Source organism: Kribbella sp. CA-294648 (genome assembly GCF_050943845.1).
In the GTDB taxonomy this organism is placed as follows: Bacteria; Actinomycetota; Actinomycetes; order Propionibacteriales; family Kribbellaceae; genus Kribbella.
Window position 1 is genome coordinate 946,737 of record NZ_CP191981.1, and the last position, 22,007, is coordinate 968,743.

Here is a 22,007-nt window from a genome sequence, read left to right on the forward strand (position 1 = left end):
CCGCGATGCACGCACCTGGACACCGCAATCACTCAAACAACTGCGGACGAAGGGCACTACCGGTGATCCCCTTCTGCAGCAGGGGGACCAGCGGGACCAGCCGGTCGGGGTAGGCGTCGACGAGACCGTCGACATGGTTGCCTGCCTCGACCCGCTGGTACGTGAACAACCGCGACCTACCCGCCTGCCGCACCATGGCGGCGTACACGTCGGAGTCCTTGCTGATCGGTAGCAGGCTGTCGAGCGTTCCGTGGTACGTCGTCAGCGGCCGGCCGATCTTCCCGGTCAGGGCGATCCGCCGGACGGCCTGCTGCGCGGCAGGGCGGGACGCGTAGTCGTAGTCGGCCTCGCTGCCGGTGTACGTCGGGTCGAGCTCGGCCGCGTAGATCCGCTGGGTCAGCTTCCAGTAGACCGTGTAGTGGTAGTTCCAGAGGAAGTCCGAGCGAGAATCGAAGCCTGCGGCAACAATTGCCGAGGGCGACTGTTGCTCATAACCCTTGATTGCCGGGGGCAAGAAGGTCAGCAGGTTCGGCCCTTTGACGGTCCACAGCGTGCCTTCGAGATCGACGCCGCGGGTGTAGAGCCCGGGATGGTTCTCGAGTTGCCAGCGGACCAGATAGCCACCGTTGGAGATCCCCGCCGCCACCACTTCGCGAGGCGCACGACCGTAGCGCTGGGCAACGACCGCTCGCGCTGCCCGGGTCAGTTGCGTCATCCGGGCGTTCCACTCCACGATCGCGTCGCCGGGCCGCACGCCGTCGGTGAAGAAGTTGACGCCTGTGTTGCCCTTGTCGGTCGCCGCGAACGCGTACCCCTTCGCCAGCACCCAGTCCGAGATCGCCTTGTCGTTCGCGTACTGCGCCCGCACACCCGGCGACCCGGCCACCACCAGCCCGCCGTTCCACTTGTCGGGCAGCCTGATCACGTACTGCGCATCGTGGTTCCACCCGTGATTCGTGTTCGTCCGCGAACTGTCCGGGAAGTACCCGTCAACCTGTACGCCGGGCACCCCGGACTGCTGCGGCATCGTTGTGGAGGTCAGGCCCGCATAGTCCGCCGGATTCGTATGCCCCGACGCCACCGTCCCCGCGGTGGTGAGGTCATCGAGACACGCAACCACCTGATGCTCGGCAGCTGGAACGCGCAACCGCGGACAGCCATGAGCTTCGGCAGGCAAGGCAAGACCACCAGCCAGCAACAACACGGCAACAGACAAAGCGAGGCGGCGCATGAATGCCCTCCCAGGATCGGCTGCCCGCAACGCTAGGAGCCGATCCGGACCTCAGACAGAGGGTCGCGCCACACAACAACCGGGCAACCGATGGTTCCTCAGGACACTGCGGCGAGGGCGGCGCGGCTGACGTCCGGTGGGGCGGTGGCGATGACGGACTCGAGAGTCTGGAGCGCGGTCGACAGTTCCGTGATGGAGGAGGTGAGGCGCTCGCGTTCCCGGAAGAGGTCGAGGAGAAGTTCGGGACAGTCGGCGATCAACTGGCCGCCCTGGGATCCCATACAGGGAAGGACATCCGCGATGGTCGTCGTCGACAGACCGGCGGCCAGCAGGTTGCGGATGTGGGCGACCGTGGTGACGTCGGCTTCGGAGTACTCGCGATAGCCGCTGGGCCGGCGCTCCGGGTGCAGCAGGCCCTGCTCCTCGTAGTACCGCAGGAGACGATCGCTCACTCCGGTCCGGCGGCTCAGTTCACCGATGCGCATGTCGTCTCCCGTCCAGGCTTGACTCTCACATAGATGTGAGACTTTACCGTCGGTCCCATGTCTACCGGAACCACAGATCTCACCGCCGGTCCGCGCGAGTGGCTCGGCCTCGCGGTGCTGGTGCTGCCCACCTTGTTGCTGGCGATGGATGCGACCGTGCTCTACCTCGCCCTGCCCAGCCTGTCCGCCGAGCTGCGGCCGACGGCGAGCGAACTGCTCTGGATCACCGATGCCTATGGGTTCCTCGTCGCCGGCTTCCTGGTCACGATGGGAACCCTCGGCGACCGCATCGGCCGTCGCCGGCTGCTGCTGATCGGCGCGGCCGCGTTCCTGGCTACCTCGATCCTGGCTGCCTACGCGCCGAGCCCGGAGCTGCTGATCCTGGCGCGTGGTCTGCTCGGCATCGCCGGCGCGACCTTGATGCCGTCCACCCTCGCCCTGATCAGCAACATGTTCCGCGACGGCCGCCGGCGTGGGGTCGCGATCGGGATCTGGGCCGCGGGCTTGTCCGGTGGGGTGGCGCTCGGCCCGATCGTCGGCGGCGTACTGCTCGAATGGTTCTGGTGGGGTTCGGTGTTCCTGGCAGCCGTACCGGTGATGGTGCTGCTGCTCGTCACCGGCCCGTGGCTGCTCCCTGAGCATCGCGACGCCGAGGCGACGAAGCTTGACCTGATCAGCGTGGTGCTGTCGCTGGCGTCGGTGCTGCCGTTCGTCTACGGCGTGAAGCACCTCGCCGAACACGGCATGGACGTCGTCGGCCCGCTCGCCCTCGCTGTCGGGTTGGTGACCGGCGCGGTCTTCCTCCGCAGGCAAGGGAGGTTGCGAACACCGTTGGTCGACATACGGCTCTTCGCCGACCGCGGCTTCCGGAGCGCCCTGCTCATCCTCTTGATCGGCCTGGCCTGTGTGGCGGGGATCTACCTGTTCGCCACTCTCTACCTGCAGCAGGAACTCGGGCTCTCGCCGCTCAAGGCCGGTCTGGCGCTGCTGCCGTCCGCAGCGGCGATGATCCTCACATCGGTCCTGGCGCCCGCCCTCGTACGCCGGATTGCGGTCGGCCGGGTCGCCGCCGGTGCACTGCTGGTGTCAGCGCTCGGGTTCGCGCTTCTGACGCAGGTGAACGCAGATACCGGAGCGGTGCTGGTAGTGACGGGGATGGTGCTGATCTACCTCGGCCAGGGCCCCATCATGGCGCTCGGCACCGAGCTGGTGGTGAGTGCCGCGCCGCCGGAAAGAGCCGGCTCGGCCTCGGCGCTGTCGGAGACGAGCGTGGAGTTCGGGCTAGCCTTCGGGGTCGCGGTGCTGGGCAGCATCGGTCTGCTGGTACAGCGTGAGCACAGTTTCACCGCAGGCGTTGCTGTGGTGGCCGTGATCGGGGCCGCGTTGTCAGCAGGACTGGCACTACTGGCAACGCGGACCCTGAAAACGATCAGCTGACCGCCTTGGCGGCGGCGCGGCCTGCGGTGCGGCCGGTGTAGAGGCAGCCGCCGACGAAGGTGCCTTCGAGGGAGCGGTAGCCGTGCATGCCGCCGCCGCCGAAGCCGGCTACCTCGCCGGCCGCGTAGACGCCGGGCAACGGGGTGCCGTCGGCCCGCAGTACGCGGGAATCGAGGTCGGTCTGCAGGCCGCCGAGAGACTTGCGGGTGAGGATGTTGAGCTTGACCGCGATCAGCGGTCCGGCCTTCGGGTCGAGGATCTTGTGCGGCGGGGCGACCCGGATCAGCTTGTCGCCGCGGTAGTTGCGGGCGCCGCGCAGCGCGGTGATCTGGAGGTCCTTGGTGAAGGTGTTGTCCATCTCCCGGTCGCGGGCGACGATCTGCCGCTCGAGCGTCGTGTAGTCGATCAGGTCGGTGCCGGTCACCTCGTTCATGCCGCGGACCAGATCGGCCAGGTTGTCCCGGACCACGAAGTCGGCGCCCTTGTCCATGAAGGCCTGCACCGGGACGGTCGCGCCACCGCGGGCCCGGCCGAGGACGCCGCGGATGTCCTTGCCGGTCAGGTCCGGGTTCTGCTCCTGCCCGGACAGTGCGAACTCCTTCTCGATGATCTTCTGGGTGAGCACGAACCAGCTGTAGTCGTAGCCGGTCTTCATGATGTGCTCGAGCGTGCCGAGGGTGTCGAACCCAGGGAACAGGGGCACCGGCAGACGCTTGCCGGTGGCATCGAACCACAGCGAGGACGGACCGGGCAGGATCCGGATGCCGTGCATCGGCCAGATCGGGTCCCAGTTGCGGATGCCCTCGGTGTAGTGCCACATCCGGTCGCGGTTCACGTACCGGCCGCCGGCCGCCTCGGTGATGCCGAGCATCCGGCCGTCGACGTGCGCCGGTACGCCGGAGATCATCTCCTTCGGCGGCTTGCCGAGCCGCTCCGGCCACGAGGCCCGGACCAGGTCGTGGTTGCCGCCGATGCCGCCCGAGGTGACGATCACCGCCTGCGCGGTCAGCGCGAAGTCCTCGACCTCGACCCGCGAGCTCGGGGCGCCGCGCTCGACGTCGCTGCGCTCCAGTACCTTGCCGGAGACCCCGTCGACGACTCCGCCGGTCATGGTCAGCTCGTCCACCCGGTGCCGGAAGCGGAACTCCACCAGCCCTCTGGCGACCGCCTCCCGCACCCGCTGCTCGAACGGCGCGACCAGACCGGGCCCGGTGCCCCAGGTGATGTGGAACCGCGGCACCGAGTTGCCGTGGCCGTCGGCGTTGTAGCCGCCACGCTCGGCCCAGCCGACGACCGGGAAGAATCGGACACCCTGGCCGTGCAGCCAGCGGCGCTTCTCGCCGGAGGCCCAGTCGATGTAGGACTCGGCCCACTGCCGGGCCCAGTGGTCCTCGTCGTCGAGCCGGTCGAAGCCGGCCGAGCCGAGCCAGTCCTGCAACGCGAGGTCGCGGGAGTCCTTGATGCCCATCCGCCGCTGTTCGGGTGAGTCCACGAACATCAGGCCGCCGAACGACCAGAACGCCTGCCCGCCGAGGGAGGTCTCCGGTTCCTGGTCGAGCAGCAGCACCTTCTTGCCCGCGTCGGCCAGTTCGGCGGTGGCAGTCAGTCCGGCCAGGCCGGCGCCCACCACGATCACATCTGCGTCCATCAGGTTGCCCATCCCCTCGCGTCGATCGTCCATGTATAGCCGACCGCGCGCCCCGGATGATTGACCATGGACGACACTGCGCAAACTTGCAAGAATCTGGCAGGTGACGACCCTTACTGCGCAACCGCTGACCCTGCCGGCCGCCGACCTCGGGGCGGAGAACCCGCTGCCGCCGCTGGCCCCGCAGGACCGGCTGCACCGGGTGGCAAATCTGGACGAGCTGCCGGCGCAGATGCGGGAGAACATCGAGTACGGCGTACTGCGCAGCGCGTTGCCCACGCTCGATCAGGACGGGTACGACCGCGAGTTGGCCGAGCGCGCCTTTGCGTCGCTCGTCCTGGAGAACGACCATCTCCGCGCGACCCTCCTGCCGAGCCTCGGTGGACGCCTCTACTCGCTCGTGCACAAGGCCAGCGGCCAGGAGTTGCTCTACCGCAACCCGGTCTTCCAGCCGGCCAACCTGGCTTTGCGCAACGCCTGGTTCGCCGGCGGCGTCGAGTGGAACCTCGGCAGCACCGGCCACTGGACCGGCACCTGCGCGCCGATGCACGCAGCCCGCGTCGACGGCCCGGACGGTACGCCGATGCTGCGGCTGTGGGAGTGGGAACGCACCCGCAACCTCGTCACCCAACTCGACTTCTGGCTGCCCGAGGACTCAGACCAGCTGTACGTCGGGGCGCGGATCCAGAATCCGTCGAGCGAGACGGTTCCGGCGTACTGGTGGTCGAACATCGCGGTCGAGCAGTCGCCCGAGACGCGGGTGCTCGTCCCGGCCGACCAGGCCTGGCGGTTCGGGTACGGCAGCCGGCTCGACCTGGTCGGCGTACCGGAGTACGACGGGATCGATCTGACCTATCCGATGCAGCACCAGCGCGCGGTCGACTTCTTCTTCGAGCTGCCGCCCGAGGAGCAGCCGTGGATCGCCGCACTCGATGCCGAGGGCAACGGGTTGGCGCAGGCGTCGACGGATCGGCTGCGCGGCCGGAAGCTGTTCGTGTGGGGCGAGGCGAGCGGTGGCCGGCGCTGGCAGGAGTGGCTCTCGCCGGGACTGCAGGGACCCGGGTACGCCGAGATCCAGGCCGGGCTGGCCAGGACTCAGCTGGAGCACTTGAAGTTGCCAGGAGCAACTAACTGGCACTGGCTCGAGGCGTATGGGCGGGTATCGGTCGATCCGGCGTCGGTGCACGGCGAGTGGCAGGCGGCCCGCCACGCGACGGGCGCAGTACTGGAACCCGTGCTGGCCTCGCTGGCCGAACGAGAAGCCGAATGGCTGAACGTCATCGACGCCGAACCGGCGGAACAGCTGGTGACGGGATCAGGATGGGGCGCGCTGGAGTTGCGGCGTACCGGCTGGAAGGTGTCCGCCGGAACGCCGTTCGCCGAGGAGACGATGACCGAACGCGAACGCGCTTGGCTGCCAGTGCTCGACGGCCGGATGCCAGCTCCGGAATCGATCAGTACTGCGCCGGACGGCACGTTGGTGGCCTGGAGGGAACTGCTCGAAGCTGTTCAGGACGACAACTGGCTGATCTGGTACCACCGAGGAGTCGCGCGCTGGTACGCCGAAGACGAGCAAGGCGCGATCGCTGCTTGGGAGGAGTCCCGCGGGCAGCAGGCGAGCGCTTGGGCGTTGCGCAACCTCGCGCTCAGCACGAACAGGCCGAGCGAGTACGAGCAGGCGATCGCCTTGGTTTCCAGCGACTTCGCGCCGTTGTTCGTGGAGGCGTTGGATGCCGCCGTCGAGCAGCAGGACACTCGGCTGGCAGACGAGATCTACCAGCGGGCATCCGACCAGGTGCGGGCTCATCCGCGGATCCGGCTGGCGAGGGTCAAACAGTTGTTGCAGACCGGCGATGCCGCTGCCGCTCAGGCCTTGCTGGACGAGGGAATCGAGTTGCCCGGCGTACGCGAGGGCGCGAACCCGCTGGCGGAGTACTGGCAGTGGGCGCAGCGCGAGCTCGAAACGTTCCGGTCGGTGCCGTCGCGGTATCAGTTCGGGATGTCGGGCGACAACTGACGCACACTTCCTGGTAAGTGGGAACCGTCCCGCCAAAGGCGGCGTCTCACCGTTGTGCGGGAAGGCCCGCGCAAGCAGTTTCGACAAACGACGACCGCGTCGCAGCGGGCGGCGCGTCGGGGGTGAGTGCCATGTTGACTATCGTTGTATTCGGTGGTTTAAGCCTGGTGCTGCTGGTCACGGCATGCATCGTGGCAGACATCGTTGCGGGCGTCCGGCGCCGCAGCGATGGGGTCGAGAAGACAGCCGGACGGGTGACCAAGGTGCGTGGACCGGTCCGCGGTCAGCTGGAGAGCGGCGCGACGGCGGAGTGCCTGGAGATCACCGTCGAGTACTACACCCGGCACGGCGAAGGGCCGTTCCAGGTGCAGCGGATGATCCCGCTGACGGCGGCCGGCAGTTACGCGAAGAACGACCGCGTCATCGTCAGCTACGACATCAGGGCGCCACGCCGGGCCCGGATCGCCGGCAAGGTCAGCCACTGGCCGCAGTTCGGTCCGAGATCGTCGATGCCACCGAGCCGGGACACCCTGCCCAGCCGGTGACAGTTCCCAGGTGGCAAAACCTTGCCGGTGACCGCCGGCCCAACCCGATCCCTCGCTTCGGCGGGGGTGTTCTGATTTTGACGAAGTTGCTCGCGCCACCGTCGGCGCGGGCAACAGTGGTTTCGGGGCAGTTTCTCAGGCCTGGCCGGGCAGGTGCGGTTCGAGCAGGCGGTGCAGCGCCGGGCGCCCCTGGGCCAGCACGTACTCCGCGTCCGCGGCCGGCAACCGGTCCGCCAGGTGGGCCAGCGCCTCGCCCATCGCGATCGTCAGCGTGACCGACATCCGGAACTCGTGACTGTCCCGAGCGCCGAACCGCAGCGCGAGCAACTCCGCGAACTCCCCGGCGTGCTGGTCGTCGAACTCACCCGGCGTCGCCTCCAGGTCCGGATCACCCAGACCGCTGAGCACCACCGCGCGGAACCCCGGATCGGTGCTGTGCATTTCGCGGAAGGTGTCGAGCGTGACGTCGACGGCTTCGCGCCAGTCCGCCACCGCGGCCAGCCGCTCGCGCACCGCCTCGGTGTAGCGGTTCTGGTTCCGCCGCTCGATCGCCTGGATCAGCGTCCGCTTGTCCGGGAAGTACCGGTAGACGCTGCCGACCGCGATCTCGGCCCGGCGCGCGATGCTGCTGGTCGAGGCGGCGTCGTAGCCGCGCTCGACGACCTCGGCGCAGGCCGCGTCGAGGATGCGCTCGACCTGGCGGTTGGCCCGGTCCTGGGTCGGCGTCCGGCGCAGCGGGTACGCCGTACCGGCGTCCGTGCCCGGCTCTTCGCCGGCGGAAGTGGTCACCATGGGTTCATTGTGCCCCTACTCAGCGACAACGTTGCCAACCCGCACTGCTTCGGCACCGCACGATTTGCTGTCAGCTTCCGGTCAGCCAGATGACACCGGTCTTGGCCAGAATCATTCTAGGGATCGACCGCCCGGTCCCAGTGAGGGAGACAGCGCATGCATCTCAGCAGGAAACTGATCGCAGGACTCGCGTCGATGAGCGTCGCGGCCGCCGGTTTGGCCGGGTCCGCGTTGACGCCGGGCCGGCAGAGTTCGGCCGCCGATGCCGAGGCCAGGGGAGGCCACGGCGTACGGATCAACCAGCTTCAGCAGATCGGGGCGCACAACGCCTACCACCGCGAGCTGCCGGACGACGAGAAGAAGATCCAGCTTGCGCAGGACCCCGGCGCGGCCAACCTCTTCTACTCGCACGCGTCGATCCCGGACCAGCTCGAGGACCAGAACATCCGGATGGTCGAGCTCGACCTGTTCCCGGACCCGCAGGGCGGGCTCTACACGCACCCGCTGATCCGGAAGATGGCCGGTAAGGGCCCGCTGACCGACCCGGACCTGGCCAAGCCCGGGATCAAGGTGCTGCACTGGGCCGACTTCGATTACGACACCACCTGCTCGACGTTCGTGAAGTGCCTGACGCAGGTGAAGACCTGGTCCGACGCCCACCGGAAGCACGCGCCGATCACCATCCAGCTGGAGCTGAAGCAGTCCGACCCGCGGCTGGTCGCGGCCGGCGGCGTGAAGGCTCCGCCGTGGGACCTGGGCAACCTGAACAGCATCGACGCCGAGATCCGGTCGGTCTTCTCCGAGCAGCAGTTGCTGTCGCCCGACGACGTCCGTCGGGACGGCCTGACACTGGAGCAGTCGGTCCTGACCAAGGGCTGGCCGACGCTCGGCCAGGCTCAGGGCAAGGTGATGTTCTTCTTCGACAACGGCGGGGCCGGGGAGATCCGCGACACCTACCGCGCGGGGAAGCCGAACCTGGAGGGGCGGGCCGTGTTCACCCGTGGGCCGGAGGGTCAGCCGGACGCCGCGGTGACGATGGTGAACGACCCGCGCGGCGCCAACCAGGCCGAGATCCAGCGGCTGGTCAGCAAGGGTTACCTGGTCCGTACCCGGTCCGACGAGCCGATGTCGACGGTGCTGACGAACGAGACCAGCCGGGTCGGCATCGCGCTGGCGAGTGGCGCCCAGTGGGTCACCACGGACTTCCCGGTGGCGGGCATGGCTGCCCGGTACGACAGTGACTTCGTCGCCAAGCTGCCCGGCCACACCGCCGTACGATGCAACCCTGTGGTGGCGCCGGCCTGGTGCCCCAGGAGCATCTCGGAGAGGTGAGTCGATGTCGGAGCACGTGGTCGATGTCAGCTGGAGTCGCGGTGGGCGCGAGTTCACCTACCAGACCTACAGCCGTGATCACGAGTGGCGCTTCGACGGTGGAGTGACCGTGCCCGGGTCCGCCGCACCGGCGTACCTGGGCAGCGACACCGGAGCGGTGGATCCGGAGGAGGCGTTCGTGGCCGCGCTGTCGTCGTGCCACATGCTCACCTTCCTCGCGATCGCGGCGAAGAAGCGGCTGGTGGTCGACTCGTACGTCGATCACGCGGTCGGCGAGATGGCCAAGAACGAGGCCGGCCGGCCGGCGATCACCAAGGTGACGCTCAATCCGGTGATCACCTTCGCCGGGGAGACGCCGGACGCGGCGGCGCTGGAGCGGATCCACCACCTGTCGCACGAACAGTGCTTCATCGCGAACTCGGTGACCACCGAGGTCGTGGTCGGGAAATAGCTTTGGCGGGGAAAAAAGAACCACCCGGGCCGGCCTGAGCCTCGCGCAATCGGCGTCAGGACAGCCAGGGTGGTTCTCCCGTGCTCCGCTGTGGCGAATCACGGGGTGACGGAACAGGCGGCGCCTCGCATAGGGGCGCCTCGTGCGTCATGCGACCTCCGCGCGGTCTACCTCGGTGGGGAAGACCGTCCGGGTGCGCCGCCTGTCCGTCCGTCCGGTTGGCGCCTCTACTGCTCGGCGGCGGCGTCGTTCCGGTCGTCGGTGGACCCCACTGAGGCGGCTGCGGGAGCCGTCGTGTCCCTGCGGTCATCCCGGCGCAGCTGAACCTGCTCGCTGGCGATGACAGTCATCAGTCGGTGGATCGTCATGCCCGTGAGACGCACCCACCCACCAGCTATGACGAACATTTCCCAAACTTTTTGGTGTGAGCTACTTCTCGTCCAAACCGTCTGGGCGGAGGGGGACTAGTTCGCGGGCCTCGTCGTACGTCGTGCCTGTGAGTTCCAGGAGGTCGATGATGGTGGAGCGGATCTGGCCTAGGACTACTACGGCGGACAGGGCGGGTGGGGTGGGGAGGACGGCTGTGCGGCGGCCGAGTTCGCCCAGGACGCGGTGGGCGGCTACGTCGGCGGCGGGTTCGAAGAGGGACTCGGCGATGAGGCGGGTGCCGTCGGCCAGGCGGTCGAGGAGTTGGGGGTACTCGTCGGGCATCCGTTCGTCGCGCCAGACCGAGACGGCGGCACGGCGGACCAGGACCCGGATGTTGCGGATCGCGCGGTCGAGGGGGACGACCAGATCGGCGATCTCCTGCACCCGGCCGCGGTGCCTCCGGCGGAACGGTGACAGCTGGACGACCGCGACACCTTCCTCGGCGGCGCTGCGGAGGTCGTCCAGCAGGGCCTCGCTGGCGCGGGCCCGGCGCAGGGCATCCGTGAGCGCCTCGGCGTCGTGCGCGCGCAGGCCGTCGGCGGTCTCGATCAGGATCTCGCTCAGCTCGTTCAGTACGCCGGTGGCTTGTTGCCGTGGGCGACGAATCGCGGCGGCGGGGGCGATGGTTGCCGCGGCCAACGCGACCACCCCGCCGACGACCGCGTCGAGCCAGCGGCTGAAGCCGGCGCCGGGATTGGGCAGCAACGTGGTGACGATCGCCGCCTGGACGCCGGCCTGGGTGGTCATCAGGTTCCCGGCGCCGAGCAGGACGGCGATGCTCATCGCGAGGGCGACCACGAAGACGATCTGGACCACGCCGGTACCGAACAGCGCCACGAACAGGTCGCCGACGCCGACCCCGACGGCCACCCCGACCATCACCTCGGCGACCCGGCGCAGGCGCTGACCGAAGCTGAAGCCCAGACACACCATCGCGGCGACCGGGGCGAAGAACGGTTGCTGGTGGCCCAGGGCGTACCGGGCCACGGCCCAGGCGATCGCGGCGGCGAGTGAACACTGGGCGATGAAGAAGGCCCGGTTGCGCCAGCGGTCGATCCGGCGGTGCACGGAGGCGGCCGAGCGCCGGGCCGCGCGGGGCGCGACGTCGTCGCGGAGCTCGCGCAGCTGTTCCAGGGTCAGCCGGACCGGGTCCATCGCTCCATCATCGGGGATACGGCCGCGATTGCTGGGCACTGGGCTGCCGGGCGCCGCCTTGATTCGGGTGGCCTGGACAGCAAGGGTGGTGGCATGACCGACAACAACCGTGAGGACTACGGCAGCTACAGCGTCGACGACGAGGACCAGTTGCAGCCGTCGGACACGCTGAACGACCGCGGCGTCGACGACCTGCTGGACGAGGGCTACTCGCCGCCGGAGAAGTGGTCCGCGGGCGAAGGCTTCGGCACCACCGCCGAGGAGGCGCTGGAGGGCGAGACCCTGGACCAGCGGCTCGCCCAGGAGGAGCCCGACGTCGATCCGTACGCCGAGGAAGGCGAGAACGTCGGCGGCCCCGAGGTCGGCGAGGTCCGTTCCGGGCGGCTGGTCGCGCCGGACGAGGGCGCCCACAGCGACTCCGAGAGTGACCTGGTCGCCGAGGACGTCGGCTACGACGGAGCCGCCGCCAGCGCCGAGGAGGCCGCCGTCCACGTGGTCAACGACGCCGAACCCTTCGAACTGGACAACGAGGACGACCTGCAGGCGGTCCGAGACGTAGACCTCGGCGACTTGGAAGACCTCGAAGACTGACAGCTGTTTCGCAGCACCCCGCGCCGGCAGCTTGCTAGGCGCGGGGATTTGCTGTGAGGGTGCAGCCTTTGGCGGGGACCAGCGTGACGTTGCGGGGTTTCGCCGGTTCGGGCTTCGCGGCTGCCCGTACGTCGTACCGGGTCAGGGCCGCGCGGAGGATTTCGGTGGCTTCCAGGAGTGAGAAGCCGGCGCCGATGCAGCGGCGGGTGCCACCGCCGAAGGGGATCCAGGTCCCCGGAGGTGGTGCATCCTCGCCCAGGAACCGCTCCGGCTGGAACGCCTTCACGTCCGGGTAGTTCTGTTCGTCGGCCTGGACCAGGCCGATCGCCGCCATCAGCGTGGTACCCCGGGGCAGGCGGTAGCCCGCGATCTCGGTCGGCTCGGTGAGTCGGCGGCCGACCTGGTAGACGACCGGGTGCAGGCGCAGTGATTCCTTCGCGATCGCTTCCAGATAGTCGTCGTCACCGGCATCCGCCGCCTGCTGGCCGGCCCTTAGAAGGTCGGGGTTGCGCGCGAGTTCATGGAAGGCCCAGGCCAGCGAGGTCGCGGTCGTCTCGTGACCGGCCAGCAGCAAGGTGACCAGCTGGTCGCGCAGTTCGACGTCCGACCAGGTGCCTGCGGCAAGCAGTTTCGACAGCACGTCGTTGCGCTCGGCAAGCTTCGGGTCGGTGCGCCGGCGCGCGATCTCGTCGTACAGGATCTCGTCGACCTGTTGCTGGACGCGCAGATACGTCCGCCACGGCGGCAGTTTCAGCAGCGTGGGATAGAAGCCACCGAGCATGATGACCGGCCGGACCGAGACCACCTTGTCGACCAGCGGCCGCAGGCGATCCAGCCGCTCGGAATCCGTCACGCCGAACACCACTTGCAGGATCACCTCGAGGGTGAGGTCGCGCATCCGCTCGTGCAGCCGGAAGGGAGTGCCGATCGGCCATTGGTCGACCTCCTCACGGGCCAGCCGGGCGATCATCTCGGCGTACCCGCGCAGGGCGTGACCGTTGAACGCGGGCATCAGCTGGCGGCGCATCCGCAGGTGGTCGTCATCGTCGAGCAGCAGCAGCGAGTGCGAACCCATGATCGGTTCGAGCGCGGTGTTGCTCTCGCCGGCATGCGCGATCGTGGGTGGCGTACCGAAGACCTCGCGGATGTGGTCGGGCCGGCTGAGCACCACCACGACCCGGCTCGACGGCACCAGGCGGATCGTGAAGACATCCCCGTACTGCGCCCGCAGCCGCGGGAAGTAGGTCGAGCGGTGACTGGCGAACAGCACCGTCTGCGCCAGCGTGGGCAACCGCGGGCCGGGTGGCAACGTGCGTGCGGTCGCCCGGTCGAGTGTGCGGGATCCGAGCAAGGGCGTAGGCGGGGTCATTGCACCTCCCAGGTCTACCCGCAACGCTACGTCAGCTCAGTGAACGGGAGGCGTCGTGCGCGGCAAGGGCTGCTACCAGGCGAGGCAGGTGATCGGGCTGGGCCGGGTCGAGGCCGGTGAGCTTGTCCACCAGGCGGAGGCGGTAGTCGACGGTGTTGACATGGACGTGGAGCTCAGCGGCCGTCTGGCGCCTGTTCCGGCTGTGGTTGAGGTAGCAGCGCAGGGTCTGCAGCAGGTCCGGCCGTGCGATCAGGGGAGCCACCAGCAGCGCGAGCTGGTCACGCGCCGGGCTGGGGCGGGTGAGTTGGTACTCCAGGACGAGATCGTCCAGACGGTGAACACCAGCCGGCAACCGGTAGATCCGTACGACGTCCAGCAGTTCGCGCACGAGGGTCACCGCTCCTGGCACTTCCTCCGGCACGGCCATGGTTGCTGTCAGAGTCACCTCGACCCCGGCCGCTCGGCTCATGCGCTTTCTGAGCTCCTCCAGCTCGAGTGCCGTGCCGCGGACGGGCAGGAGCGCTACGCCGTGGTCGGTGGTGAGCGTGGACATGCTGGGACCGGACGGCGTGCGGTCCAGCTCCACCCGGAGGCGACGAAGCTTGCGGCGGGCAACAATCTCGAGGTCCACCCCGGGCTGTTGCTCGTCCGCGTGCACGCCGAACGCCAGCCCCAGTACGACGTACTGGCCGGGCAGGCGTAGTCCGGCGCGGCGGGCCACCTCGGTTGCGGGGCCGCCGTCGAGCAGGGCGGTCAGCAGCGACTGCCGGGTGGCCTGGTCCTCGCCCGCGATCGTCTGCCGCTCCTCGAAGTAGCTGGCCGAGACGGCGGCCGTGACCGTCTGCAGGAAGTCCAGGGTCAGCCGGCTCAGTGTCAGCGCGTCGGCGAGCTCCTCCGGACGGAACCCTGCAGCGACGTGGTCCGCGCAGATCCGCCCGCCCAGGTGGTACGCCGCCAGCAGTGCCTCGAGCGGGACGCCTTCCTCGGCGCGCCGGGTGGCCGACTCCCGGAGTGGCTCCAGTGCCTCGCTGGTCGGCGGGCGGCCGGTCCGGAACGTCTCGATGAAAGCTCGCAGGCTGCGGTCGATCACCCGGCGGATGTCGCCCTGGAGTTCCTCGCGCGGGAGCTGGCCGTAGAGCGGGATCTCGACGACCAGCTGGTCCAGGACCGTGTCGGCGAGCGGCCCGAGACTCGCGGTCAGAACCTCGTGCACCGGGATGCCGCCGACGAGCAGTTTGTGAGCTGTCACAACTGATGCCCCCTGAAGTCTGGGGTCTGCCCTAGCGACCTCGCGCTGCTTTGTGGTCGAACATTACTCCCAAGTAGCTGGTGATCGAGAGAATGCGGAGGGTGAGAATGTTCGGAAGACGCTCGCTGGGCTGGGCCGGAGCAGCGGTGCTGCTGACCGGCCTGCTGGTCTCGGCCCCGGCCACCGCGCAGGCCGCGGAGCCCCTGGAGTACGTCGCGCTCGGCGACTCGTCGGCCGCCGGCCCGCTGATTCCCTGGCAGATCGACCTCGTCTGTCTGCGGTCGGGCGTCAACTACCCGCACGTCGCGGCCAAGCAGTTGGGCGCGCAGTTGGCCGACGTGAGCTGCTCGGGGGCGGTCGTCCCTGACTTCACCGGCAAACAGTTCGGGTTCGTGCCGCCGCAGTTCTCCGCGCTGAAGCCGACGACAGACCTGGTGACGGTCGCCATCGGCGGGAACGACACGGGCCTGGTCGCGGCGGCGCTCAGCTGCATCAACCTCCTGCCCGCCCCGGCCGGTACGTCGTGCAAGGCGCGCTACACCGCAGGCGGGACGGATCAGCTGGCGGCCCGGGTCGCTGCGACGGCTCCTGCCGTTGGCGCGGCTCTGGATCGCATCCGCGAACTGGCGCCGAACGCGAAGGTGCTCGTCACGGGGTACGGGACCTATGTCCGGCCGAACGGCTGCTACCCGGTGGTGCCGGTGTGGCCGGTGGACGCCAACTACCTGCAGGCGACGGTGGACCGACTCAACGCCATGCTGGCGCAACAGGCCGCGGCGCACGGGGCGCAGTACGTCGATCTGCGGACGCCGAGCATTGGGCATGACGCCTGCGCGCCGGTGGGCGAGCGGTGGCTGGAAGGCCTGATCCCGAGCTCGGCAGCCGCGCCGCTACACCCGAGCGCCGCAGGAATGGCTGCCTTCGGCCAGATCGTCGCCACCCAGGCAACCCGCTGATGAAACGCCAGAACGGCCGCCCCGGATCCAGGGCGGCCGTTCTGCTGAGGTCGATCAGGCGCGCTGGAAGCGCAGGGTGAGGATCTGGAACGGGCGCAGCTCGAAGCTGACCTTGCCGTCGCTGAGTTCACGGTCGGCCAGGTGGCGCTCGAGCAGGTCGACCTCGGCCACCGACGCGGCCGCGAAGCCGGTGGTGAGGGTCGCGCGGGACCGGCCGCCGCTCGACTCGTACAGCCGGACGACGACGTCGCCGGACTGGTCGTCGGCCAGCTTGACCGCCTCGACGATCACATTGCCGTTGTCCAGGGCAACGATCGGGTCGATGCCCTCGGCACCGGTGACGACCCGCTCGGGCAGGTTGATCCGGTAGCCCTCCTCGATCGCCTCCGGGATGCCGGCCCCGACCACCAGCGCGTGGTTGACCACGTGCACACCCTGGTCGGTCTGCGGGTCGGGGAAGCGCGGCGCCCGGATCAGCGACGTACGGATCGTGGTGGTGGTGCCACCGTCCTCGCGCGCGGTCCGGTTGATGTCGTGCCCGTACGTCGAGTCGTTGACCACGGCAACGCCGTAGCCGGGCTCGCCGACGTGCACCCAGCGGTGCGCCGCGATCTCGAACTTCGCCGCGTCCCACGAGGTGTTCTGGTGGGTCGGCCGGAAGATGTGCCCGAACTGCGTCTCCGAGGCCGATCGGTCTGCGTGTACGTCGACCGGGAAGGAGGCCTTGAGGAACTTCTCCGACTCGTGCCAGTCCATCGAGGTCTCGATGTCGACGCGGCGCGCGCCCGGCCGCAACCGCAGCGTCTGGGTGACGCTGGACCGGTTGAAGGACCGCTTCACCACGACCGTGGCGACACCCTCGACGGTGCTGAACTCGACACTGTCGACCTCGGTGACGTCGCGGACGTTGTTCTTGTAGAACGAGTCGACGTCCCAGGCGTCCCACTGGTTGGGCGTGTCCACGTGCAGTTGCAGCAGGTTCGCGACGCTGCCCGGTGCGATCACCTCGCGACCGGCGGTCACGTCGTACAGGCTGGTGATCAGGCCGCGCTCGTCGATGGTCACCCGGATCACGCCGTTGTCGAGGACGCCGTTCTCGATCGTCACCGCGGCACCCTCGCCGACGGGGACGCCCGCGCCGAGGCCGGCGACGCCGCCGCGAGTGTGCGGTGCGGCGTTGAAGACGATCTGCGCGGAGCCCTCGCCGGCCAGCGCCTGCTGGGCCGTGCCGATGATCGCCTCGAGCTCGGCGGCCAGCTTCGCGTACGTCGCCTCGGCCTCGCGGTGCACCCAGGCGATCGAGCTGCCCGGCAGGATGTCGTGGAACTGGTTCAGCAGCACGGCCTTCCAGATCCGGTCCAGCTCCTCGTACGGGTAGCTGTCCAGCTTGCCCGCCACCACGGCCGCCGCGGACCACAGCTCGGCCTCACGGAGCAGGTGCTCGCTGCGCCGGTTGCCCTGCTTGGTCTTGGCCTGCGAGGTGTACGTCGCGCGGTGGATCTCCAGGTAGAGCTCACCCGACCAGACCGGCGCGTTCGGGTACTCCTCCTGCGCCGCGCTGAAGAACTCGGTCGGCGACTCGATCGTCACCCGCGGCGAGGACTCCAGGTTGGCCACCCGGCGGGCCGTGGCGACGAACTCGCGGGTGGGGCCGCCACCGCCGTCGCCGTACCCGAACGGCACCAGCGAGCGGGTCGCGGAACCGTTCTCGGCGAAGTTGCGCTGGGCGTGGGCCAGCTCGCGGCCGGACAGGTCGGAGTTGTAGGTGTCGATCGGCGGGAAGTGGGTGAACACCTGGGTGCCGTCCAGGCCCTCCCACCAGAACGTGTGGTGCGGGAACTTGTTCTTCTGGTTCCAGGAGATCTTCTGGGTCAGGAACCACTTGGAGCCGGACAGCTTGACCAGCTGCGGCAGCGCGGCCGTGTAGCCGAACGAGTCCGGCAGCCAGACCTCCTGGGTGTCGATCCCGTACTCGTCCAGGAAGAACCGCTTGCCGTGCACGAACTGCCGGGCCAGCGCCTCGCCGCCGGGCAGGTTGGTGTCGGACTCGACCCACATGCCGCCGACCGGCACGATGGTGCCCGCGGCAACGGCCTTCTTGAGCCGCTCCCAGACCTCCGGGTAGTTCTCCTTCACCCACGCGTGCTGCTGGGCCTGAGAGAAGGCGAAGACGAGCTCTGGGTACTCCTCAGCCAGGTTGGCGACGTTGGAGACTGTGCGGGCCACCTTGCGCCGGGTCTCCCGCAGCGGCCAGAGCCAGGCAGAGTCGATGTGCGCGTGGCCGACAGCGGACAGCTGGTGAGCACTGGAATGCGCCGGCCGGCTCAGTACGTCGGTCAGCTCGGCCCGGGCGTCGGTCGCAGTACCGGGGACGTCCTCGTAGTCCAGTACGTCGAGGGCGCGGCTCAGTGCGCGCAGGATCTCGCGACTGCGCGGCTCCTGCGGCTGGAGCTGCTTCTGGAGGCCGTCCAGCGTCTCCAGGTCGAGGATCAGGTCCCAGACCTCCGCGTTGAAGACGGCCAGGTCTGCCCGGGTGAGCTGGTAGATCGGCTTGCCGCCCGGTTGCGGCTTGCTGCCGAGGTCGTCGACCGGCGCGAAGGCGTTGTGACCGAGTACTTCGGGGTTGGCGGCCGCCTCGACGTAGAACTCGATGCTGTCGCCGGGCGCGGCCGCAGTACCGTCCGGGCCGAGGATGGACAGCGGCGCGTAGGTCTGGCGCGGGTGCAGGCCCTTCAGCGGGACCCCCTTGGTGGTGTGCACGAGGCCCTCCGCGGAGAAGCCCGGGCCGCCGCTGAAGCCGAGGTCGACGACCGCCTCGATCTCCTGGCCGGCCCACTCGGCCGGGACCTGGCCGCTGAAGTGGAACCAGGCGGTGCCCCAGGCCGGACCCCAGGGCAGGCCGATCTCGGCGGGCTCGTAGGAGGCCGCGAGTGCCTCGGCGGGCGATACCGGCTCACCAGGCGCGTGCCACACCTTGATGTCCAGCGGGACGGCCGCGCCGTAGATCGCGGGGCGGATCCGCTCCCGCAGGGCGCGCTGGAGCCGCTCCTCGATGAGTTGACGGTCGTCGTGCACGAAATCATCCTCCGATGACGGTCTGGCGCGGCCCTCGCGGCCGGTGCGATGACAACGCTGTCACACAGACCGGGGGCCCGTCCAGACGCTGTTCGTTCCGGCACTCTTGGTAGCCGGTAGACCACTTGCCCCTCTAGGTTGTTCCCATGGATCGTCCCCGCCTCCTGAATCGCCGCAGTGTGCTCGGACTCGGAACTGCCGCCGCGGCCGTCCTGGTAGCCCCCGGATGCTCGCGCGGCCGCTCCACCGAGCCCGCTCCGGACGGACCGGCCACGCTGGTCACCGGCAACAAGGGCGGGGTCTACGCGACCTACGGAGACGGCCTGGCGAAGCTGGTCACCGAGGTGACCGGCGTCCAGATGACCGCGAAGAACACCGAGGGCTCGGTGGCGAACCTCAGGATGCTGGACGCCGGCACCGCCGACATCGGTTTCAGCCTGTCGGACTCGGCGCTGGACGCCTACAACGGGCTCGAGACGTTCGCGTCCGGCCCGCTGCGGTTCACCGCGCTGGCCCGGACCTACGACAACTACGTGCACATCGTCGTACCGGCCAACTCCAAGATCAGCACGCTGAAGCAGTTGTCCGGGATGACGGTCAACGTCGGCCCGAAGCTGTCCGGCACCAAGGTGGTCGCGGAGCGGATCCTGGCCACCGCCGGGATCAAGGACGTGCACACGACGAACTTCGATCTCGACACCGCGGTGCAGAGGCTGAAGCTCAAGGCGGAGAACAAGGGGATCAAGGGCGGCATCGACGCGCTGATCTGGAGCGGTGGCCTGCCGACGGACCCGATCAAGAACCTGCAGACCTCGATCGGCTTCCGGCTGGTCGCCATCGGCGAGGTCGCCAAGGAGATCGCCCTGATGCGCTTCGGCGGCTACGTGCTGTCCTCGATCCCGCCGTCGGTCTACTCCCTGGCCAGCGCGGTGGAGACCCTCGCCGTACCGAACTACCTGCTGGCCCGCGAGGGCCTGTCCGACTCCTGGGCCTGGTGGACCCTGAACACGATGTTCCGCCGCCAGGCCGACCTGACCGAGATCCACCCCGAAGCCGGCTCCCTGGACGCCCGCTCGGCGATCGCGACGATGCCGATCCCGTTGCACCGCGCCGCCGAACGCTGGTACCGCAACAACCACATCTGAGTACCACGCCCGCGGGGCGCAGTACTCAGACCTCGTAGTCGTCGATCAGCGGGACCCGGACCTCGATCACCAGGCCGCCGCCGATCGGGGGGCGCGCGACCACTCGGCCGCCGACCCGGGCTGCTTCGGAGCGGACGATGGCCAGACCGAGCCCGGTGCCGGGCATCTCGCGGTGGTGGGCGCTGCGCCAGAACCGCTCGCCGACCTTCTTCAGGTCGCGGGAGCCGAGGCCCAGACCGTGGTCGCGGACCGAGAGGACGACCTCGGTGCCGTCGCGCAGGACCGACACCTCGACCGGCGGTGCGCCGTACTTCGAGGCGTTGTCGAGCAGGACGTCGAGGATGTCGTCCACCTCGAGCTCGGCCGCGACCCCGCCGGGCACCATCTCGCCGATGACCAGTTCCATGTCGTCGGCGGCGTAGACGGCCTTCCAGCCGACCAGCCGCTCCTTGACGGCCTGGGCCAGGTCCAGCGGCTCTTCGCTGCCTTCGACATCACCCGGGCGGTCGGAGCCCGCCAGCCGCGACAGGCGCTGGACGATCCGGCCGAGCCGGTCGATGTCGCTGAGCGCGAACCGCGCGGTCGGCGACAGCCGGGACAGGCCCTCGATGTGGATCCGGGCCGAGGTCAGCGGCGTACGGAGCTGGTGGGAGGCGTCGGCGACGAACTCGCGCTCGCGCTGGCGGGCCTGGTGCAGGCTGAGCGCCATCGAGTTGAAGCTGTCGCCGAGCCGGCGGAGTTCGGGTGCGCGGCCGTCGGTGGACACGCGGGTGTCGAGGGCGCCGCGGGTGACCTGGTGGGTCGCGTTGTCGAGGTCGTTCAGCGGGCGCAGGACCCAGCGGGTGACCGGGCGGACGATGCCGATGACGACGGCGCCGATGCTGATCAGCAGGCCGCCGAGGAGCAGCAGCAGGCCGTTCTGCACCTGGTCGCGGGCGCGCTCGGTCGGCACCCGCAGTACCGCGGCGCCGAGCACGCGGCCGTTGTTGACGACCGGCCGCGCGACGACCATGTCACCGGATCGCCACGGCCACATCGCCGGCGGCTCGGCCGGGAGCCGGCCGGCCAGCGTGCTGGAGAGGGCCTTGGCCAGCTCGGGCTCGTCGACGTTGACCCCGGACCGCGAGGTCGCGATCACCCGGCTGTCGACGTCGACGACGAACACCGGCGTGTTGTAGAGCTCGTGGTAGCGGACGGCCAGCTCGCGCAGGCTGGCGATGTCGCCCGACTGCAGCGGCGCCTCCGCCATGGTGGCGAACCAGTCCGCGTCGTTGCTGCGGGACAGGAAGAGGGTGCGCGACGTCCCGGTGGCGATGAAGTTGGCCAGCGGGACGGCGGCGACGATGGCGAGCGCGACCACCATCGGGACGAGGGACTGCAGCAGGCGACGGCGCAACGGTCAGTCCGAGCCCAGGCGGTAGCCGACGCCGCGGATGGTCTGGACCAGCTCGGGCCGGCCGAGCTTGGCCCGCAGGCTGGCGACGTGCACGTCCATCGTCCGCGAGGAGGCCTCGAAGACGGACTGCCAGGCGTACAGGGCGACCTGTTCGCGTGGCACCACCCGGCCGTGGTGGGCGGCCAGCACAGCTAGCACGTCGAACTCCTTGCGGGTCAGGCTGATGGGCTTGTCGGCGACCTGGACCGTGCGTGCCTCGATGTCGACGGTCAGGTCGCCCACAGTGACCCTGGGGCGGGGCTGCAACAAGCCAGTACGCCGTAGTACAGCATCGATGCGGGCCAGCAGCTCGGAGATCGCGAACGGCTTGACCACGTAGTCGTCGGCGCCGGAGCGCAGCCCTCGGACGCGGTCGGCCGCCTCACCTCGGGCGGTCACCGCGATCACCGGAACGTCCGACACCGTACGGATCTGCCGGCACACGTTGATGCCGTCGCCGTCGGGGAGCCCGAGGTCCAGCAGCACGAGGTCACCCGGGTCGGCGGCGAGCGCGTCCGCGGCCGTCCGGACGTGCGTCACCATCAACCCGTACCGGCGCAACGCAGGTATCAGAGCGTTCGCGATATCGAGATCGTCCTCGACCAACAAAATCCGTACGGCGCCGCTCATGCCGTGATCGTAGGGCAGGGAGCGGCCTCATGTGT

Annotated in this window: 19 protein-coding genes; 8 read left to right on the plus strand and 11 right to left on the minus strand. The window is 69.2% G+C overall.

Features of this window, described 5'->3' with window-relative positions; genetic code table 11:
* Positions 1-28: 28 nt before the first annotated feature.
* Both ACQPYM_RS04615 and ACQPYM_RS04620 read right to left on the minus strand, forming a co-directional pair.
* On the minus strand, positions 29-1,231 hold the full coding sequence (locus ACQPYM_RS04615; protein ID WP_433015291.1) for a tannase/feruloyl esterase family alpha/beta hydrolase: 1,203 nt from the start codon (positions 1,229-1,231) through the stop codon (positions 29-31).
* 98 nt (positions 1,232-1,329) lie between these two features.
* On the minus strand, positions 1,330-1,716 hold the full coding sequence (locus ACQPYM_RS04620; protein ID WP_433015294.1) for a MerR family transcriptional regulator: 387 nt from the start codon (positions 1,714-1,716) through the stop codon (positions 1,330-1,332).
* Positions 1,717-1,773: 57 nt separating this feature from the next.
* On the opposite strand from ACQPYM_RS04620, the gene ACQPYM_RS04625 reads away from it, so the two are divergent.
* Positions 1,774-3,153, plus strand: a complete 1,380-nt coding sequence (locus ACQPYM_RS04625) for an MFS transporter (RefSeq protein ID WP_433015297.1) — start codon at positions 1,774-1,776, stop codon at positions 3,151-3,153.
* On the opposite strand, the gene ACQPYM_RS04630 is transcribed toward ACQPYM_RS04625, so the two are convergent.
* The gene (locus tag ACQPYM_RS04630) at positions 3,146-4,834 is read right to left on the minus strand and encodes an FAD-binding dehydrogenase (RefSeq protein WP_433015300.1); all 1,689 of its coding nucleotides are present in this window, start codon (positions 4,832-4,834) and stop codon (positions 3,146-3,148) included. The genes ACQPYM_RS04625 and ACQPYM_RS04630 overlap by 8 nt on opposite strands.
* A gap of 70 nt (positions 4,835-4,904) precedes the next feature.
* On the opposite strand from ACQPYM_RS04630, the gene ACQPYM_RS04635 reads away from it, so the two are divergent.
* Together ACQPYM_RS04635 and ACQPYM_RS04640 are read left to right on the plus strand one after the other, a co-directional pair.
* Positions 4,905-6,818, plus strand: a complete 1,914-nt coding sequence (locus tag ACQPYM_RS04635) for a DUF5107 domain-containing protein (protein WP_433015303.1) — start codon at positions 4,905-4,907, stop codon at positions 6,816-6,818.
* A gap of 131 nt (positions 6,819-6,949) precedes the next feature.
* Positions 6,950-7,363 (plus strand): hypothetical protein, encoded by a 414-nt coding sequence (locus ACQPYM_RS04640; RefSeq protein ID WP_433015306.1) that lies wholly within the window; start codon positions 6,950-6,952, stop codon positions 7,361-7,363.
* Positions 7,364-7,498: 135 nt separating this feature from the next.
* On the opposite strand, the gene ACQPYM_RS04645 is transcribed toward ACQPYM_RS04640, so the two are convergent.
* The gene (locus ACQPYM_RS04645; protein ID WP_433015310.1) at positions 7,499-8,155 is read right to left on the minus strand and encodes a TetR/AcrR family transcriptional regulator; all 657 of its coding nucleotides are present in this window, start codon (positions 8,153-8,155) and stop codon (positions 7,499-7,501) included.
* A gap of 156 nt (positions 8,156-8,311) precedes the next feature.
* Here ACQPYM_RS04645 and ACQPYM_RS04650 point away from each other — a divergent pair, with 156 nt between their 5' ends.
* Both ACQPYM_RS04650 and ACQPYM_RS04655 read left to right on the plus strand, forming a co-directional pair.
* Positions 8,312-9,487, plus strand: a complete 1,176-nt coding sequence (locus ACQPYM_RS04650) for a phosphatidylinositol-specific phospholipase C1-like protein (RefSeq protein WP_433015313.1) — start codon at positions 8,312-8,314, stop codon at positions 9,485-9,487.
* Positions 9,488-9,491: 4 nt separating this feature from the next.
* A complete protein-coding gene (locus ACQPYM_RS04655; protein WP_433015316.1) occupies positions 9,492-9,938 on the plus strand; it encodes an OsmC family protein in 447 nt (148 codons plus the stop codon).
* Positions 9,939-10,165: 227 nt separating this feature from the next.
* On the opposite strand, the gene ACQPYM_RS04660 is transcribed toward ACQPYM_RS04655, so the two are convergent.
* Both ACQPYM_RS04660 and ACQPYM_RS04665 read right to left on the minus strand, forming a co-directional pair.
* A complete protein-coding gene (locus ACQPYM_RS04660; RefSeq protein WP_433015319.1) occupies positions 10,166-10,288 on the minus strand; it encodes a hypothetical protein in 123 nt (40 codons plus the stop codon).
* A gap of 79 nt (positions 10,289-10,367) precedes the next feature.
* Positions 10,368-11,522, minus strand: a complete 1,155-nt coding sequence (locus tag ACQPYM_RS04665; RefSeq protein ID WP_433015322.1) for an FUSC family protein — start codon at positions 11,520-11,522, stop codon at positions 10,368-10,370.
* A 93-nt stretch (positions 11,523-11,615) separates the two neighbouring features.
* Here ACQPYM_RS04665 and ACQPYM_RS04670 point away from each other — a divergent pair, with 93 nt between their 5' ends.
* Positions 11,616-12,113, plus strand: a complete 498-nt coding sequence (locus tag ACQPYM_RS04670) for a DUF5709 domain-containing protein (RefSeq protein WP_433015325.1) — start codon at positions 11,616-11,618, stop codon at positions 12,111-12,113.
* Between the two features lie 34 nt (positions 12,114-12,147).
* Here ACQPYM_RS04670 and ACQPYM_RS04675 read toward each other — a convergent pair whose 3' ends face one another.
* Entirely contained in the window at positions 12,148-13,482 is a 1,335-nt protein-coding gene (locus ACQPYM_RS04675) for a cytochrome P450 (RefSeq protein ID WP_433015328.1), read from the minus strand.
* Positions 13,483-13,513: 31 nt separating this feature from the next.
* Complete coding sequence (locus tag ACQPYM_RS04680; RefSeq protein WP_433015331.1) at positions 13,514-14,731, minus strand: PucR family transcriptional regulator; 1,218 nt, start codon at positions 14,729-14,731, stop codon at positions 13,514-13,516.
* 107 nt (positions 14,732-14,838) lie between these two features.
* Here ACQPYM_RS04680 and ACQPYM_RS04685 point away from each other — a divergent pair, with 107 nt between their 5' ends.
* Positions 14,839-15,687, plus strand: a complete 849-nt coding sequence (locus ACQPYM_RS04685) for an SGNH/GDSL hydrolase family protein (protein ID WP_433015334.1) — start codon at positions 14,839-14,841, stop codon at positions 15,685-15,687.
* Between the two features lie 54 nt (positions 15,688-15,741).
* On the opposite strand, the gene ACQPYM_RS04690 is transcribed toward ACQPYM_RS04685, so the two are convergent.
* Positions 15,742-18,762 (minus strand): alpha-mannosidase, encoded by a 3,021-nt coding sequence (locus ACQPYM_RS04690; RefSeq protein ID WP_433015337.1) that lies wholly within the window; start codon positions 18,760-18,762, stop codon positions 15,742-15,744.
* A gap of 146 nt (positions 18,763-18,908) precedes the next feature.
* Between ACQPYM_RS04690 and ACQPYM_RS04695 the strand changes: the two genes are divergently transcribed.
* A complete protein-coding gene (locus ACQPYM_RS04695; protein ID WP_433015340.1) occupies positions 18,909-19,907 on the plus strand; it encodes a TAXI family TRAP transporter solute-binding subunit in 999 nt (332 codons plus the stop codon).
* A 25-nt stretch (positions 19,908-19,932) separates the two neighbouring features.
* Here ACQPYM_RS04695 and ACQPYM_RS04700 read toward each other — a convergent pair whose 3' ends face one another.
* Entirely contained in the window at positions 19,933-21,303 is a 1,371-nt protein-coding gene (locus ACQPYM_RS04700) for a sensor histidine kinase (protein ID WP_433015343.1), read from the minus strand.
* 3 nt (positions 21,304-21,306) lie between these two features.
* Complete coding sequence (locus tag ACQPYM_RS04705) at positions 21,307-21,972, minus strand: response regulator transcription factor (RefSeq protein ID WP_012918592.1); 666 nt, start codon at positions 21,970-21,972, stop codon at positions 21,307-21,309.
* Between the last annotated feature and the right edge of the window lie 35 nt (positions 21,973-22,007).